Origin of the sequence: Microlunatus spumicola (genome assembly GCF_039536445.1) — a bacterium.
Classification (GTDB): domain Bacteria; phylum Actinomycetota; class Actinomycetes; order Propionibacteriales; family Propionibacteriaceae; genus Microlunatus; species Microlunatus spumicola.
This window is the reverse complement of record NZ_BAAAYR010000006.1, coordinates 41,946-57,286: the sequence shown is the minus strand read 5'-3', so window position 1 is coordinate 57,286 and position 15,341 is coordinate 41,946. Positions and strand designations below refer to the sequence as shown.

The window sequence follows — 15,341 nt, the reverse complement described above, 5'->3', positions numbered from 1 at the left end:
GGCTCCGTGCCTCACTAGGGTCGGGGCGTGATCGTCTGGGCGTCCGGGACCGTGACCGCCGTGACCGGCGGGTGGCCGGGTGCGGTCGAGCTCACCGCCGCGCGCGACGACACCCACGTCCAGGTGCGGGCGCTCGCGTACACCGACCTCACCCCGGCCCCGTCCGCCGGCGACCGCGTGCTGCTCAACGTCGCGGCCCTCGACCGCGGTCTCGGCACCGGCGGCTACGCCCTCGTGGTCGCCGTCCTCGGACCCGACGGTTCCGTGGTCGCGCAGCCACCGCAGCCCGCCGGGCACCTGGTCAAGGCCCGCTACCTGCCGCTGCAGGCGATGGTCGCCGGAGCCGACGAGCAGGGGTCGCCGCACCACGAGCTGCTGGCCGACGCGGACTCGCTCGACGGCCTCCCGGTCGTCGTGGCCGACCTGCACTCCGCCCTCGCGCCCACCCTCCTCGCGCTGGCCCACGACCGGCCCGGCACGCGCGTCGTCTACGTCATGAGCGACCAGGGGGCGCTGCCCATTGCCTTCTCGCGCACCGTCGCCCAGCTCCGCGACGCCGGCCTGCTCGCCGCCACCGTCACCGTCGGGCAGGCGTTCGGCGGCGACCTCGAGGCGGTCACGGTCCACTCGGGCCTGCTCGCCGCCCGCCTCGCGCTCGGCGCGGACGTCGCCGTCGTCACCCAGGGCCCCGGCAACCTCGGGACCGGGACCCGCTGGGGCTTCTCCGGCGTCGGCGCAGGGGAGGCCGTGAACGCCGTGGCCACCCTCGGCGGCCGGCCCGTCGCCAGCCTCCGCGTCTCCGGGGCCGACGCGCGCCCCCGCCACCGCGGCGTCTCGCACCACAGCCTCACCGCATACGGGCGGGTGGCCCTCAGCCCCGCGGACCTGGCCGTGCCCGACCTCGCCGGCGCCGGGGGCCTTCACGGCGTCGCCGACCGCGCCGGTCTGGACGCGCTCGTCGCGATGGCCCCGGACGTCGAGGAGGCCGTCCGCGGCCTGACCCGGCACCACGTCGTCCGCGTCCCGCTCGACGGCCTCGACGACGCGCTGCTCGCCTCGCCGCTGCGCCTCTCGACCATGGGCCGCGGGCTCGACGGCGACCCCGCCTACTTCCTCGCCGCCGCCGCCGCGGGCCGCCACGCCGCGACCCTGCTCGGCCCCGTCCGGCAGGACCGCCCGGTCGCGTAGCGTCTGCCGGCGTGAGCAGCGTCGAGGTCGAGTTCCGTCCCGCCCGCGTCGACGAGGGCGACGGGCGACTGCTGGCCCGGGCCATGGCCGCCGAGATCGCCGTCCTCTACGACGGCCTCGACCAGAACGGCGCCGACATGCCCAAGGCCGGTCCGGCCGAGCTCGGCCCGCCCGGCGGCGGCTTCTGGGTCGGCTACGTCGACGGCTCCCCCGCCTGCTGCGGCGGCGTGAAGGACCTGCCCGACCCGGGCGCCTGCGAGCTCAAGAAGATGTACGTCGTCCCCGCCCTGCGCGGCCGGGGCCTCGCCCGCCGCCTGCTGGCCTTCCTCGAAGGTCAGGCCCGCGACCTCGGCCACACGGTCGCCCGCCTCGACACCGGCCACCGCCAGCCCGACGCGAAGCACATCTACGCGTCCTCCGGCTACGTCGAGATCCCCAACTTCAACGGCAACCCCGTCGCCACCTACTTCGCCGAGAAGACGCTCGCCTGACCGGCGACCCGACCACCGTTGCCGTCGCCCCCAGCGCGTCGAGGCCCGCAGGGGACGGAACGTCGAAGGAGGACCTGAGGCGACCGCGCCGAACGTGGATGGGTCTGGCGGTAGCCCGGGCGTACAAGATCGAGAGCGCACCGAAGAACGCGACGACGCCCGGGCGGATGGTTGTGAGGCGCGGTCGCCTCAGGTCCTCCGGCACCGAGCCGGACCCGCAGGGCCGCAGACGCAACCCCCGCGCTAGCTAGCTTGCGCTGCTCGTGAACAGCACGTCGACGACGAAGACGAGGGTCTCGCCCGGGTCGACCTTGGGCGAGGCGTTGCCCTGCGGGTAGCCCTGCTCCGGCGGCACGACGACGAGCACGCGGCTGCCGACCTTCTGGCCCTCGAGCGCCTTCTGCAGGCCGGGGACGAGCGAGGCGAGCGAGGCGGTCGCCGGCTGCGCGCCGTACGTCTGCTCGAGCACCTGGCCGCTGCTCCAGTCGACCCACGTGTAGTTCAGCGTCACGGAGTCGGCCTTGCCGACGGCCTTGCCCTTGCCCTGGATGAGCGGCTGGACGACGAGGTCCTTGGGCGGGTCGGTCTTCGGCACCGTCACGACGGGCTTGCCGTCGGTCTCCGCGACGGTCGGCAGGCCGGCCTTCGGGGCGACGGTCGTGCCGGCGGGCGCGGTGAGCGGCACCTCGACGATGTCGACGACGAAGAGCAGGGTGTCGCCGACGTTGATCCCGGCCTGCGGGCTGCCGCCGCTGGCGTCGTAGCCGTCGGAGCCGGGCATCGCAATCAGCACGCGGCTGCCCTGGTGCTGGCCCTGGAGGCCCTTGCTGAAGCCCGGCACGACCTGGTCGAGCGGGAAGGCGATGGACTGGCCGCGGCTGAACGAGTCGTCGAACTTCTTGCCCGTACGCCCGTTGACGCCGTAGTAGTTCACCTCGACGGTCGACCCGGGCTGGACGACCGCGCCCTTGGCGTTCGGCTGCAGCACCTCGGCCCGCGTCTGGTCGATCGCCCAGGGCGACTTGACCGTCACCTTGGGCGAGGTCCCGTACGCGCCCTCGACCTTGACCGCGTCGAAGTTCTTCGACGCCGTGACCGGGGCGGCGCTCGGGGTGGCCGAGGCCGACGGCGAGGGGCTCGCCGTGTCGGAGGCCGAGGTGGACGGGGCCGGGCTCGCCGAGGCGGCGGGGTCGTCGTCCGACCCGCACGCGCCGAGAGCCAGCAGGACCGCGCTGAGCCCGAGGCCCACGAGGGCACGGGTCAGAGGGACACGTCGGTTTCGCACCGGGAGAGGTTACAGGGGCCCGTCTGTGGACAAGGGTTCATCGGGTGTGACGACGCACCCGCGTCGGCCTCCTGGTTCGCCTCGAGTGCGCGCAGAACGCGCGGCGCACCGGCGTGTCCCGACGATCAGCGCGCACTCGACCCGCAGCTGTGCGCGTACGCACCCGACACTCCGAGCGCGAGGTGCGCGAGCGCACACCTGCGGTCGGCCCGGACGAACCCTGCCCTCAGTACGAGCGGCGCATGCTCGCGATCAGGCGGTCGACGCGCTCGTCGGTGGCGACGAAGGGGTCCTTGCAGAGGACCGTGCGCTGCGCCTGGTCGTTGAGCTTGAGGTGCACCCAGTCGACCGTGTAGTCGCTGCGGCACTCCTGGGCGGCGCGGATGAAGTCGCCGCGGAGCTTGGCGCGGGTGGTCTGGGGCGGGACGGACTTCGCCCGGAACACGGCGGGCTCGGTCGTGACGCGAGCCGCGGCACCGCGGGACTCGAGGATGGAGAAGAGCCCCCTCCCCCGCCGGATGTCGTGGTAGGCGAGGTCGATCTGGGCGATGCGCGGGTCGGCCAGGCTCATCTGGTGCTTGGCGGCGTAGCGGTCGAGGAGCTTGAGCTTGATCGCCCAGTCGATCTCGGTGTCGATCAGCTCGAGCTTGTCCTCGCCGACGGCCCGGAGGGTCCGCTCCCAGAGGTCGAGCACGCGGTCGACGGTCGGGGTGCGCAGGCTCTCCCGGCTGACGAACTCGGCGACCTTCTCGTAGTACTCGGTCTGCAGCTCGAGCGCGGAGACCCGGCGGCCGTTGCTGAGGCTGACCTTGACCTGGCCCGTACGGTCGCGGCTCATGTCGCGGATGGCCCGGATGGGGTTGTCCAGGGCGAGGTCGCGCATCGGGACCCCGGCCTCGATCAGGCGCAGCACGAGCTCCGCGGAACCCACCTTGAGCAGCGTCGTCGTCTCGCTCATGTTCGAGTCGCCGACGATCACGTGCAGGCGGCGGTAGCGCTCGGGGTCGGCGTGCGGCTCGTCGCGGGTGTTGATGATCGGCCGGCTGCGGGTGGTCGCCGAGGAGACGCTCTCCCAGATGTGCTCGGCCCGCTGGCTGACGCTGTACTCGGCGCCGCGCGCCGTGGTCAGCACCTTGCCCGCGCCGCAGATCAGCTGGCGCGACACCAGGAACGGGACCAGCACGTCGGTGATCTTGGAGAAGTCGCCGATCCGGCTGATCAGGTAGTTCTCGTGGCAGCCGTAGCTGTTGCCGTGGCTGTCGGTGTTGTTCTTGAACAGGTAGATGTCGCCGGCGATGTTCTCGCTGGCGAGCCGCTGCTCCGCGTCGACGATCAGGTCCTCGAGGATGCGCTCGCCGGCGCGGTCGTGGTTGATCAGCTGGACGAGGTCGTCGCACTCCGCCGTCGCGTACTCGGGGTGGGACCCCACGTCGAGGTAGATCCGGGACCCGTTGCGGAGGAAGACGTTGCTGCTGCGACCCCAGGTGACGACCCTGCGGAACAGGTAGCGCGCGACCTCGTCCGGGGTGAGCCGGCGGGTGCCCCCGGACGTGCAGGCCACCCCGTACTCGGTCTCCAACCCGTAGATGCGGCGATCCATGGACCGGCTCCGACCTCCCTAGTCCACGTCGACGAGGTCCAGCAGCGCGCCCAGCTCCTCGGAGGTGAGGTCGCGGACCTCGCCCACCTTGAGGGTGCCGAGCCGCACCGGTCCGATGCCGATCCGGGACAGCCGCCGGACCGGGTGCCCGACGTGCTCCATCGTACGGCGCACGATGTGGTTGCGGCCTTCGTGCAGCGTGAGGCGCACCATCGACTTGCCGCCGACGGTGGACACGAGCTTGAGCCCGCGCGGCCGTACGGGGCCGTCGTCGAGGGTGATGCCGTCCTTGAGCCGCTTGAGGGTCACCGAGTTCACGATGCCCTCGACCTCGACCAGGTAGGTCTTGTCGATCTCGAAGCTCGGGTGCGACAGCTTGTGGCCGAAGTCCCCGTCGTTGGTGAGGATGATCAGGCCCTCGGTGTCGGTGTCGAGCCGGCCGACGTGGAACAGCCGCTCCTTGAGCAGCGCCTTGCTGGCCCCCGACTCGACCACGGCGTCGGCGAGCGTGGGCCGGCCCTCGGGGTCGTGCAGCGTCGAGACGTAGCCGCGCGGCTTGTTCAGCACGATGTAGCGGTGCCGGCGGGGCGGCGGGATCCGCGAGCCGTCGACGCGGATGACGTCGCGCTCGGGGTCGACGCGACGGCCCTGCTCGCTGACGACGTGGCCGTTCACCTCGACGCGGCCCTGGTCGATCATGATCTCGGAGGCCCGGCGCGAGGCGAGGCCCGCCTGGGCCAGCACCTTCTGCAGCCGCTGGCCCTCCGGCTCCTCGGCGGCGGAGCCGCCCTGCTTGCGAGGGCTCATGCCCTCACCTCCTCGTCCTGCCCGGCGGGCGCTGCATGTGTCTGGGGGTCTGTCTGGTGGTCTGTCTCGTCCTCGGGGCCCCGCTCGGGAGCCTCCTCGGGCTGCGTCTCGGTCCCGACCCCGACGACGGGTGCCGCGAGGGCCGACAGCTCGGCCTCCAGCTCCTCGACGTCGGGCAGGTGGGGGGCCAGCGCGGGCAGGTCGTCGAGACCCGCGAGGCCCATCTTCTCCAGGAACTGCCGCGTCGTGGCGAAGACCGCGGCGCCCGTCTCCGCGTCGTGGCCGGCCTCCTCGACCAGCCCGCGCGCGAGCAGGGTCCGGATCACGCCGTCGACGTTCACTCCGCGGATGGCGGCGACGCGTCCGCGCGACACCGGCTGCTGGTAGGCGATGACGGCGAGGGTCTCCAGCGCGGCCTGCGACAGCCGACCGCTCTGCCCCGACACGACGTACGCGGCGATGACCTCGGCGTGCTCGACGCGCGTCCAGTAGCGCCAGCCGCCGCCGACCCGGCGCAGCTCGAAGCCGCGCCCGGTCTCGTCGTAGAAGGTCGCCAGCGCCTCGAGCGCCTCCAGCACGACCGCCTCCGGCGCCCCGACCGCCTCGGCCAGCGTCAGCTCGCCCATCGGCTCGTCGGCCAGCAGCAGCAGCGCCTCGAGCGCGCCGGAGATCTCCGCCGCGTCGGGGACGCGGACGTCGGGCTGGTCGATGGGAAGGGTCACGCGGGGTCGTCCTCGGGGCTGGGTGCAGGTCTCGGTTCGAGGGGGCTGCCGTTCTCGTCCGTCTCGGCGTCGAACTCGTCCGAGATGGCGAGGTCGCCGGAGTCGGCTCCCGTCCAGCGTACGGTCAGCTCGCCCAGGGCGGTGACCTGCTCGAAGCTCACCGCGCCCTCGCGGAACAGCTCCAGCAGCGCGAGGAACCGCGCCACCGTGGTCAGCCGGTCGGCGTCACCGGTCAGCGCGCGGAACGTCGCCACCCGCTGGCGCCGCAGCCGGTCGACCAGCAGGCCGGCCTGCTCGGTGACGCTGACGGCCGGCGCGTGCAGGTGGGTGAGGGACAGGACCTCGGCCGGGCGCGGCGCCATCGCCCGGGCCGCGAGCGCCGCGAACGCCTCCGGGGTGATCGTCAGCTCGACCTCGGGCAGCAGCCGCGTGAACTGCGGCTCCAGGCCCGCCGTGCGCGGCGCGCGGCGGGACTCCTGCGCCAGCGTCAGCTCGAGCCAGGCGGCGACCTGCTTGAAGGCCCGGTACGCGAGCAGCCGCGCGAAGAGGAGGTCGCGCGCCTCCAGCAGGGCCAGGTCCTCGGGGTCCTCCACCTCGCCGGACGGGATCAGCCGGGCGGCCTTGAGGTCGAGCAGCGTCGCGGCGACGACGATGAACTCGCTCGTCTGGTCGAGGTCCCAGGAGCTGCCCGCGGCCTTGAGGTGCGCGATGAAGTCGTCGGTCACCTGCGAGAGCGCGACCTCGGTGATGTCGAGCTGGCGCCGCCCGATGAGCTGCAGCAGCAGGTCGAAGGGTCCGTCGAAGTTCGTCAGGTGGACGTCGAAGGACCCGCGACGCGTGGCGTCCGCCGGTCCGCCCGACGTCACCGGCACCGGTCGAGCACCTCGCGGGCGAGCATCCGGTACGCGGCCGCGCCCGGAGAGGAGCTCGCGTAGCTGGTGATCGGCTCCCCCGCCACGGTCGTCTCGGGGAACTTCACGGTGCGGCGGATGACGGTGTGGAAGACCTGGTCACCGAAGGCCTGGACGACCCGGTCCAGCACCTCGCGGCTGTGCAGGGTGCGCGGGTCGTACATCGTGCCGAGGATCCCGAGCACCTTCAGGTCGGGGTTCAGCCGGTCCTGGACCTTGCCGATCGTGTCCGTCAGCAGCGCGATCCCGCGCAGCGCGAAGAACTCGCACTCCAGCGGCATCAGCACCCAGTCGGCGGCGGTGAGGGCGTTGATCGTCAGCAGCCCGAGCGACGGGGCGCAGTCGACGAGGATCACGTCGTAGTCGCCCTTGACCTGCCGCAGGACGCGGGACAGCGTCTGCTCGCGCGCCACCTCGCTGACCAGCTGCAGCTCGGCCGCGGCCAGGTCGATGTTGCTGGGCAGCAGGTCGACGCCCTCGGTGCTGGTCTTGTCGATGACCTCGCCGATGGTGACGTCGCGGGTCAGCATCAGGTTGTAGATGCTGTGCTCGAGCGTGTGCGGGTTGACCCCGAGGCCCACCGACAGCGAGCCCTGCGGGTCGAAGTCGACGAGCAGCACGCGCCGGCCCAGCTCGGCCAGCGCCGCACCGAGGGTGATCGTCGTCGTGGTCTTGCCGACGCCGCCCTTCTGGTTGCAGACGGCGACGACCATCGCGGGCGGGCGGGGGTCGGTCAGCGGCGGCGGGTCGCCCAGCTCGGGCCAGGGCCGTCCGGTCGGGCCGAGCTCGGCCTCTGCGACGCCGACGGTGGACAGGTCCGGCGCGGGCGGCAGCGGCCGCGCGAAGAGCGCCTCGCCGTCCTCGTCCGGCGCGCCGGCCAGGGCCGCGTCGAAGGGCGGCGGGTCGGCCGGCAGGGCCTGCGGCCCGTCCTGCTGGTCCACCATGTGCGCACTGCTCCCGGGGGTCGGTCGTGGGTCCCCCGAACCCTAGTACGCGCCCGGGGTCCGCCCCGCCACCCGGCCACCCCGCCGGCCACCCCGGGCCGCACCGCCGCCGACCGCGTCGGATGGCGCCACCCGGTGCGCGTACGCGGCGTGTCGCGCGTCGGGTGGCGCCACTCGCGCACACCGGGGGACGGCGGTCGCGCCCAGGCGGCACGGCCCCGGGACAATCTGCCGGGGCTCCGGTGACGAACTGGAGCCGTGACCCTCTCCCCCGTCCGTCCCCGCCCCGCGGCCGACGCGCCGCACCCAGCCGGTGCCGTCCGCGTGCCGGGCCGGACGGCGCGGGCGCTGACGGGGGTCGTGGCGGCCGGCGTCGCCGTCGGGGTCGGGCACCTGGTCGCCTCGCTGACGAGCCCGCCCGCGTCGCCGCTGATCGCCGTCGGTTCCGCCCTGATCGACGCCGCCCCGACGCCGGCCAAGACGTTCGCGGTCCGGCTCCTCGGGAACTACGACAAGCCGGTCCTGATCGGCGCCGTGGCCCTCGCGCTGCTGGTGTTCGCCGCGGTCCTCGGGCTGCTGGCCTGGACGCACCGCCGGGTCGCCGTCGCCGGCATCGCCCTGCTCGGGCTCGTCGGTGCCGCGACCGCCGTCTACCGCGGCGGGCCGGTCGACGCCTTTCCGTCGCTGGTCGCCGGGGCCGCCGGCGTCGCGGCCCTGCTGCTCGTCGTCCGCCGCTCGACCTCCTCCCCCCGTCCGGCGCCGGCCACCGCCACCGACCGCTCCCTCGGCACCCCGGACCGCCGCGGCTTCCTCGCGACCCTCGGCCTGACCGCTCTCGTCGCGGCGCTCGCCGGCGGGGGCGGCGTGGTCGTCGGCCGGGTCCGCAGCGCCAGCGCGCTCGCACGTCGCGGGGCGGGCCTGCCCACCCCGACCTCCCCGGCCCCGCCGCTGCCGGCCGGGGTGCAGCTCCCCGGGATGACGCCCTTCACCACCCCGGTCGACGACTTCTACCGGGTCGACATCAGCCTGGTCACACCCCAGATCGACGCGTCGGGCTGGAGCCTGACGATCGACGGGATGGTCGACACCCCGCTCACGCTCACGTACGACGAGCTCCTCGCGATGCCGATGATCGAGCGCGACATCACCCTCACCTGCGTCTCCAACGAGGTCGGCGGCTCGTACGTCAGCAGCGGCCGCTGGCTCGGCGTGCCGTTCAGCGCGATCCTCGAGAAGGTCGGCGTGCAGGCCGGCGTCGACCAGGTCTACTCGTACTCGCTCGACTCGGGCTACACCGCCTCGACGCCGATCCAGGCCGTCAGCGACGGCCGCGACGCGATGATCGCCGTGGGCCTCGACGGGAAGCCGCTGGCCGACGCCCGGGGCTACCCGGCCCGGATGATCGTGCCGGGGCTCTTCGGCTTCGTCGCCAACACCAAGTGGCTCGAGCGGATCGAGTTCACGACGTACGCAAGGCGGACGGCCTACTGGACCGAACGCAAGTGGGCGACCGACGGCCCGATCCTCACGCAGAGCCGGATCGACCTCCCCAAGTCGCTGGCCACGCTGCCCAAGGACAAGCCCGTGATCGCCGGGGTCGCCTGGGCGCAGCACCGCGGGATCGCCAAGGTCGAGGTCCGCGTCGACGACGGGGACTGGCAGGAGGCGAGCCTGGCCACCGACGGCGGGATCGACCTGTGGCGGCAGTGGTCGCTGCGCTACGACGGACCGGCGGGCCTGCACACGGCCGAGGTGCGCGCCACGGACGCGACCGGGGCGACGCAGCCCGAGGCACGTACGAAGGTCTTCCCCGACGGTGCCCGCGGGTGGCACCAGATCCAGTTCACCAGCGAGTAGCGCATACCTGTGAAAGAGCCTCCCTCGGGAGGCTTTTTCTGCGTTGCTGCATCCGTTTGCCCTAGTCAGAAAATTGTTGAAAGAACACCAATCCCGGGGCTGGGGGGTGGCGAACTGCTGGTGTCAACACCGTGGGGCCTACCAGAAGGACCCCCTCCTCGTGCCCTCAGAAAGGCCGATCATGAACCTCAAGTCCCGCGCCACCAAGATCGCCGCCCTCGCCGCCGTCGTCGCCTTCCCGCTGAGCCTCGCGGCCTGCGGCGACACCGCGAGCACCAGTTCCGCGCCGGCCAGCAGCGCCGCCGCCGCGCCCTCCTCGAGCGCCGCGTCCAGCCCGGCCATGACCCCGTCGGCCTCGGCCAGCTCCGCGGACGCCCCCTTCGGCGCCGGCTGCTCGGCCGTCCCGACCTCGGGCAAGGGCTCCTTCGACGGCATGTCGCAGGACCCGGTCGCCACCGCCGCCAGCAACAACCCGGCGCTGTCCACCCTCGTCACCGCGGTCAAGGCCGCCGGCCTGGTCGACACCCTGAACAACGCCGAGAACATCACGGTCTTCGCGCCGACGAACGACGCCTTCAAGAAGATCCCGGCCGCCGACCTCAAGAAGGTCCTCGCCGACAAGAAGACCCTCACCGCGATCCTGACCGGTCACGTCACCTCGCCGAAGCTGGCGCCGACGGACCTCGCCGGCAGCCACACCTCGCTCGCGAAGACCGACATCAAGGTCACCGGCAGCGGCGAGGACTTCACGGTCGACGGCACGTCGAAGGTCGTCTGCGGCAACGTGCAGACCGCCAACGCGACGGTCTACATCATCGACACCGTCCTGCTGCCGAAGTCCTGATCACCCACCGGGCACCGTCGAGCACGGATCGATCATGACCTTGTACGCGGTGCCCTCGGGGCCGGGAGACGACTCCCGGCCCTCGGGCGTCCCGGGGCTCCCGACGGAGGCGGAGGTGCTCGTCGAGCTCGTCCACCGCTCCGCCCGGGGCGACCAGGACGCCTTCGCCGAGCTCTACGACCTGACCTCCGGCCGGGTCCACGGGATCGTCTGGCGGGTCCTCCGCTCCACGGACCACGCCGCGGAGGTCACGCAGGAGGTCTACACCGAGGTGTGGCGCCAGGCGGCCCGGTTCGACACGGACAAGGGCTCGGTCCTCGCCTGGATCGCCACGATGGCCCACCGCCGCGCGGTCGACCGGGTCCGCTCGGTCACCCGCGAGGTGGCCCGCGACGACCACTACGCCGTGAGCGAGGTCGGCCGGGAGGTCGACCACGTCTGGGAGGGCGTCGAGCAGCGGCTCGAGGCCCAGCGGGTCCGCAAGGGGCTCGACTCCCTGACCCCGATCCAGCGCGAGGCCCTCACGCTCGCCTACTTCGGCGGGCTGACCCAGACCGAGATCGCCGCCCGGCTGCAGCTGCCGCTGGGCACGGTGAAGACCCGGGTCCGGGACGGGCTCATCCGGCTACGAGACGCGTTGGGGGTCGAGGCATGAGAGGGGGAACGATGGACGAGATCCACGGGGCGACGGGCGCGTACGTCCTGGACGCGCTGGAGGACGACGAGCGCGAGGCCTTCGAGGCGCACCGGGCGGTCTGCCCGACCTGCAGCCGCGAGGTGGCCGGCTTCTGCGAGACGGCGCCGCGGCTCGCGGTGCTCGCGGCGGCTCCGGCCCCGCCGGCCGGTCTGCGGCAGGCGATCCTGGCCGGGCTCGACGACGTCCGCCAGCTGCCCCCGCTCCACGGGGACGCGCTCCAGGTGCGTCCCGCTGCGGTCGACATGCTCGCCGTGCGGCGGGCGAGCCGCCGAGCCCGGGTGCTCTCGGTGCTCGTCGCGGCCGTGAGCGTCGTCGCCCTGGCGCTGGGCGGCACGGTCTGGTCGCTGAGCCGCGACCAGGCTCCGGTCGCCGGCGCCACCGCCGACTCGGCGCTGCTGTCGGCGCCGGACGCGCAGATCCTGCCGCTGGTGCTCGACAACGGGGCGCAGGTCTCGTTCGTGGTCTCGAAGAGCCAGAACCGCGCGCTGTTCGTCGGTGGCGACCTCCCGTCGCCGGGCCGGGGCAAGACGTACGAGCTCTGGACGCTGCGGGGCCAGGCCGTCACGCCGGACGCCCTCGTCGGTGGCGGCACGAACGTCTCGCAGTGGCTGCACGGACCCGTGAGCGGGGCGACGGACGTCGCCGTGTCGATCGAGGACGCGGGCGGCGCACCGCAGCCGACGGCCGTGCAGGGCGTCGTCGCGATCTGAGCAGACCACGGTCGCGGTCGAGCAGCACCCGCTCGGGACCGGGAAGACGGAGGGGCCGGCAGCCACAGGCTGCCGGCCCCTCCACGGTCTTGCACGCGCTGCGATCCCCCGACCGTCGCTCGGCAGTCCCGACCACCGCTCCGAAAAGTAGCGGCCCACGCCGTCGGCGGGAACCCGCCGCGGGCCGCTTGTCCACAACTGGTCGTGTCCTGAAGATGACACCTCACAGGGGTGGCGGCGGACGGCCGCAGGACCGTAGGTTCGTGCTCGAGCGGCGAGGGGATGAACCCCCGAGCATCCTCTCGCCGCTCGTCCAGCCTCCTGGACACCGCACGTGCCCACCCCGTGCCGCACCCCGAGTGCCCGTCACGTGAACACTTCGCCGGGCGGACGCCAATCCCCCGCGAACCGGACGCGGCGGGCGCGACACGTGCATGATCAACGTATGGATGACGTGCGGTTCTGGTCGGTGGTCGCCTCCCTCGGACCCGAGCTGGCACCCGCACGGCTCGCCCTGGTGCTCAACTCGCTGACGCGGGCGGACCTGGGCGAGTTCTGCGCCCACCTGGCCGACGCGGAGGGCGAGCTCGACACCCGCGACCACCGGTCCGAGGCCGTCACGGCCTTCGAGCTCGAGCCCTCCCGCGGACGTCGCACGGAGGCGGAGCAGCGGCCGGCCGACTTCGAGGAGCTGCAGGTGACGGTGGTCGCGCACGGCCTGGACGCCTGGCGGGCGGTGGTCGCCGTGCCGCCACTGCTCTCCGGCGGCTGGCCCACCGGGCTCGGCCGGCAGTTCCTGCTCGCCGTCGCCAACGCCTGGCGCCGCCTGGCCCCCGAGCTCCAGCCCGCCTGACGTGCCCTCCGCCCACCGGCACCACCCGCCGCACCCGACCACGTCCGACCGGGCCGGCCGATGACACCCCCGCTCGCGACCGTCGTCGTGGTCGCCGCGCTCGTCGTCTCCCTCGCCGCGCTGGTCGCGGCGGTGCTGGCCGTGCGCGACGCCCGCCGCGCACGTCTCGCGGTGGAGGAGATCGCGCTCGCCGACCGACCGCCGCTCGACGACGTCGACTGGCAGCTGGAGTGGATCGAGCCGGGCGTGTACTTCCTGGCGAACACCAGCCCCGCCTCCCCCGCGCTCCAGGTCGAGGTGTCCTCCGCCCTCACCCCCGTCGCCGGCGGTCCGGCCACCACGGCCACCGTCCACGCACAACGCGTCAACCCGGGGGCGTGGATCGAGGTCCGTCACCCCGCGATCAGCCAGGACGTCTTCGACGACCTGGAGCAGCTGCGGCGCAGCGCGGCCGTGCTCGACGAGCTCCGCCGCCGCCCGTCACCCCTCGACACCACGGAGCTCGCCACCCTGGCCGAGGCCGACGAGACGGTCTACGAGCTGCACGACCGGGTCGAGTACACGCTCGCCTACAGCGTCAGCTGGCGCACCAGCGCCGGGGCGTCCCGGCGCAAGAGCCCGCTCGAGCAGCGGCTCGTCCCGAGCCCCAGCGCCGTCTGAACCCGGCCCGCCCGATGAGTCCGCGCCGTCGCGGCGGTCGGGCCAGGCATGAGCGAGCACGACAGCACGGACGGCACCTCACGGCTCGAGAGCCTCGAACCCCTCGTGGGCGACTGGGACCTCGGCGAGGACACGACCGGCACGGTCACCTACGCCTGGCTGCCCGGGAAGCACTTCCTGGTGCAGCACTTCGACCTCGTCCTGCACGACCACCGGGTCACCGGCCTGGAGGTGATCGGCCACCTCCGCCCGTACGGCCAGGGGCCGACCCCCGAGATCTGGTCCCGCGCCTACGACGACGCCGGCAACACCCTCGACTACGTCTACGAGCTCGAGGGCCGGACCCTGACGATCTGGGCCGGCGGGCCCGGGTCTCCCGCCTTCTACCGCGGCACCTTCGCCCCCGACGGGCGGTCGGGCACCGGGGCCTGGACCTACCCGGGGGGCGGCTACCGGTCGAGCATGACCCGGCGCGACGGCTGAGGCCGCACCCGGGGTCGACGGACGACCGCGTCGTACGGTCGTGACCCGAGAGCGCGCGGGGCGGCGGGAGGAGGTCGGGTGGTCCAGGCGGTGACCCGGGAGACGCTGGGGGCGTGGCTGCTCAAGGCCAACCCGGCGGTGTGGGACGTCCGGCGCTTCCTCGCCGACGGCGAGACGCGGCTGACGTCCTGGTCGGTCCAGCGCGGCTACCGGGCCGCCCTGATGCGTCCCGGGGACAAGGTGGTCTTCTGGCTCTCCGGTCCCGGCACCGGGGGTCTGCCCCGTGGGGTGTGGGGCCTCGGGCACGTCGTCGCGGAGGCGGAGGCGTGGGAGGACGCGGAGCGCGGCTGGTGGCTCGACGACGCCGCCCGGCAGGCGCTCCGGGCCCGGGTGGAGGTGGACGTGCCGCTGCTCGCGCACCCGCTCCCGGTCGCCGACCTGCGGGCGGCGGGCATCACCGACCTCGAGGTCCAGCGCGTGCCGCAGATGGCGAACCCGTCCTGGGTCTCGCTCCCCCAGCTCGCCGCGCTGACCGACCTGCTGCCGGCCTGGCCGACACCGCCGACCACCCGGGCGTGACGTGACCGGTTTCGCGTTCGTCCACGGGGCCGGCGACACCGGGTGGAGCTGGCACCTGGTCGAGGCCGCCCTGCGCGCCCACGGGCACGCGACCGTGGCCCCCGACCTGCCGGCCGACGACGACGCCCTGACCCTGACCGACTACCGCGACGCCGTCCTCGCCGCCGTCGCGGACGTGCGCCCGCCTCCCGGCGGCTGGGTCGTCGTGGGGCACTCGTACGGGGCCTTCACCGCCCCGCTCGTGGCCGAGCGGCTCGACGCCGACGCGCTCGTCCTCGTGGCCGCGATGGTGCCGGCCCCCGGCGAGCGTCCGGACGACTGGTGGGAGCACGTGGGCTACGCGGAGGCGGTCGAGCGGGCCGCCGCGACGCACGGCCCGGTCCAGGACGGCGACGACGACCTGGCGACCTTCTTCCACGACGTCCCCCGGGCCCTGGCCCTCGAGGCGGCGGGCCGGGTGCGCGCCCACCCCTCCCCGGCGTCCGGGTCGACGCCGTGGCCGCTCGACGCCTGGCCACGGGCGCGGGTGACCTCGGTGGTCTGCACCCGGGACCGGTTCCTGCCGCCGGACCTGCAGCGTCGGCTGGCGCGGGAACGGCTCGGCGTCACCGGGGTGGAGATCGCCGGCGGGCACTGCCCCGCGCTGAGCCGGCCCGACGAGCTGGCCGCGGTCCTCGAGGCCGCGGCTCGCGTGCCCGCCTGACGCACGG

At 73.8% G+C, this 15,341-nt stretch carries 17 protein-coding genes; 11 read left to right on the top strand and 6 right to left on the bottom strand.

What is annotated here, in order from left to right; all coding sequences use genetic code 11:
• Positions 1 to 27 precede the first annotated feature (27 nt).
• Together ABD665_RS19780 and ABD665_RS19775 are read left to right on the top strand one after the other, a co-directional pair.
• Positions 28 to 1,188: a DUF3866 family protein gene (locus ABD665_RS19780; RefSeq protein WP_344742861.1), complete on the top strand. Its 1,161-nt coding sequence runs from the start codon at positions 28 to 30 to the stop codon at positions 1,186 to 1,188.
• An 11-nt stretch (positions 1,189 to 1,199) separates the two neighbouring features.
• Positions 1,200 to 1,679 carry a GNAT family N-acetyltransferase gene (locus tag ABD665_RS19775; RefSeq protein ID WP_204912864.1) on the top strand — a complete coding sequence of 160 codons (480 nt, stop codon included), beginning with the start codon at positions 1,200 to 1,202 and terminating at the stop codon, positions 1,677 to 1,679.
• Between the two features lie 247 nt (positions 1,680 to 1,926).
• Here the strand turns inward: ABD665_RS19775 and ABD665_RS19770 are convergent, their stop codons facing one another.
• The 6 genes from ABD665_RS19770 to ABD665_RS19745 all read right to left on the bottom strand — a co-directional run bounded on the left by ABD665_RS19770 (position 1,927) and on the right by ABD665_RS19745 (position 7,948).
• Positions 1,927 to 2,964 (bottom strand): FKBP-type peptidyl-prolyl cis-trans isomerase, encoded by a 1,038-nt coding sequence (locus ABD665_RS19770; protein ID WP_344742858.1) that lies wholly within the window; start codon positions 2,962 to 2,964, stop codon positions 1,927 to 1,929.
• Positions 2,965 to 3,190: 226 nt separating this feature from the next.
• Positions 3,191 to 4,564, bottom strand: coding sequence for a Pup--protein ligase (gene pafA, locus ABD665_RS19765; protein ID WP_204912865.1), 1,374 nt, complete (start codon positions 4,562 to 4,564; stop codon positions 3,191 to 3,193).
• A gap of 18 nt (positions 4,565 to 4,582) precedes the next feature.
• Positions 4,583 to 5,371: a pseudouridine synthase gene (locus ABD665_RS19760; RefSeq protein ID WP_204912866.1), complete on the bottom strand. Its 789-nt coding sequence runs from the start codon at positions 5,369 to 5,371 to the stop codon at positions 4,583 to 4,585.
• Positions 5,368 to 6,093 carry an SMC-Scp complex subunit ScpB gene (gene scpB, locus ABD665_RS19755; protein WP_344742854.1) on the bottom strand — a complete coding sequence of 242 codons (726 nt, stop codon included), beginning with the start codon at positions 6,091 to 6,093 and terminating at the stop codon, positions 5,368 to 5,370. Before scpB ends, ABD665_RS19760 begins: the two co-directional genes overlap by 4 nt.
• Complete coding sequence (locus ABD665_RS19750) at positions 6,090 to 6,965, bottom strand: segregation and condensation protein A (protein ID WP_425562190.1); 876 nt, start codon at positions 6,963 to 6,965, stop codon at positions 6,090 to 6,092. Before ABD665_RS19750 ends, scpB begins: the two co-directional genes overlap by 4 nt.
• Positions 6,956 to 7,948, bottom strand: a complete 993-nt coding sequence (locus ABD665_RS19745; RefSeq protein ID WP_204912867.1) for a ParA family protein — start codon at positions 7,946 to 7,948, stop codon at positions 6,956 to 6,958. The genes ABD665_RS19750 and ABD665_RS19745 overlap by 10 nt, the downstream gene beginning before the upstream one ends.
• Positions 7,949 to 8,206: 258 nt before the next feature.
• Between ABD665_RS19745 and ABD665_RS19740 the strand changes: the two genes are divergently transcribed.
• The 9 genes from ABD665_RS19740 to ABD665_RS19700 all read left to right on the top strand — a co-directional run bounded on the left by ABD665_RS19740 (position 8,207) and on the right by ABD665_RS19700 (position 15,334).
• Positions 8,207 to 9,805 carry a molybdopterin-dependent oxidoreductase gene (locus tag ABD665_RS19740; RefSeq protein ID WP_204912868.1) on the top strand — a complete coding sequence of 533 codons (1,599 nt, stop codon included), beginning with the start codon at positions 8,207 to 8,209 and terminating at the stop codon, positions 9,803 to 9,805.
• A 181-nt stretch (positions 9,806 to 9,986) separates the two neighbouring features.
• Positions 9,987 to 10,649 carry a fasciclin domain-containing protein gene (locus ABD665_RS19735; RefSeq protein WP_204912869.1) on the top strand — a complete coding sequence of 221 codons (663 nt, stop codon included), beginning with the start codon at positions 9,987 to 9,989 and terminating at the stop codon, positions 10,647 to 10,649.
• A gap of 34 nt (positions 10,650 to 10,683) precedes the next feature.
• Entirely contained in the window at positions 10,684 to 11,304 is a 621-nt protein-coding gene (gene sigK / locus ABD665_RS19730) for an ECF RNA polymerase sigma factor SigK (RefSeq protein WP_204912870.1), read from the top strand.
• Positions 11,305 to 11,315: 11 nt separating this feature from the next.
• Positions 11,316 to 12,056, top strand: a complete 741-nt coding sequence (locus ABD665_RS19725; protein WP_204912871.1) for an anti-sigma factor — start codon at positions 11,316 to 11,318, stop codon at positions 12,054 to 12,056.
• A 445-nt stretch (positions 12,057 to 12,501) separates the two neighbouring features.
• Positions 12,502 to 12,909, top strand: a complete 408-nt coding sequence (locus ABD665_RS19720) for a hypothetical protein (RefSeq protein WP_204912872.1) — start codon at positions 12,502 to 12,504, stop codon at positions 12,907 to 12,909.
• 60 nt (positions 12,910 to 12,969) lie between these two features.
• Entirely contained in the window at positions 12,970 to 13,569 is a 600-nt protein-coding gene (locus tag ABD665_RS19715) for a hypothetical protein (RefSeq protein ID WP_204912873.1), read from the top strand.
• A gap of 48 nt (positions 13,570 to 13,617) precedes the next feature.
• The gene (locus ABD665_RS19710) at positions 13,618 to 14,052 is read left to right on the top strand and encodes a hypothetical protein (RefSeq protein WP_204912874.1); all 435 of its coding nucleotides are present in this window, start codon (positions 13,618 to 13,620) and stop codon (positions 14,050 to 14,052) included.
• A gap of 78 nt (positions 14,053 to 14,130) precedes the next feature.
• A complete protein-coding gene (locus ABD665_RS19705) occupies positions 14,131 to 14,631 on the top strand; it encodes an EVE domain-containing protein (RefSeq protein ID WP_204912875.1) in 501 nt (166 codons plus the stop codon).
• A 1-nt stretch (position 14,632) separates the two neighbouring features.
• Complete coding sequence (locus tag ABD665_RS19700; RefSeq protein WP_204912876.1) at positions 14,633 to 15,334, top strand: alpha/beta fold hydrolase; 702 nt, start codon at positions 14,633 to 14,635, stop codon at positions 15,332 to 15,334.
• The last annotated feature ends 7 nt before the right edge of the window (positions 15,335 to 15,341 follow it).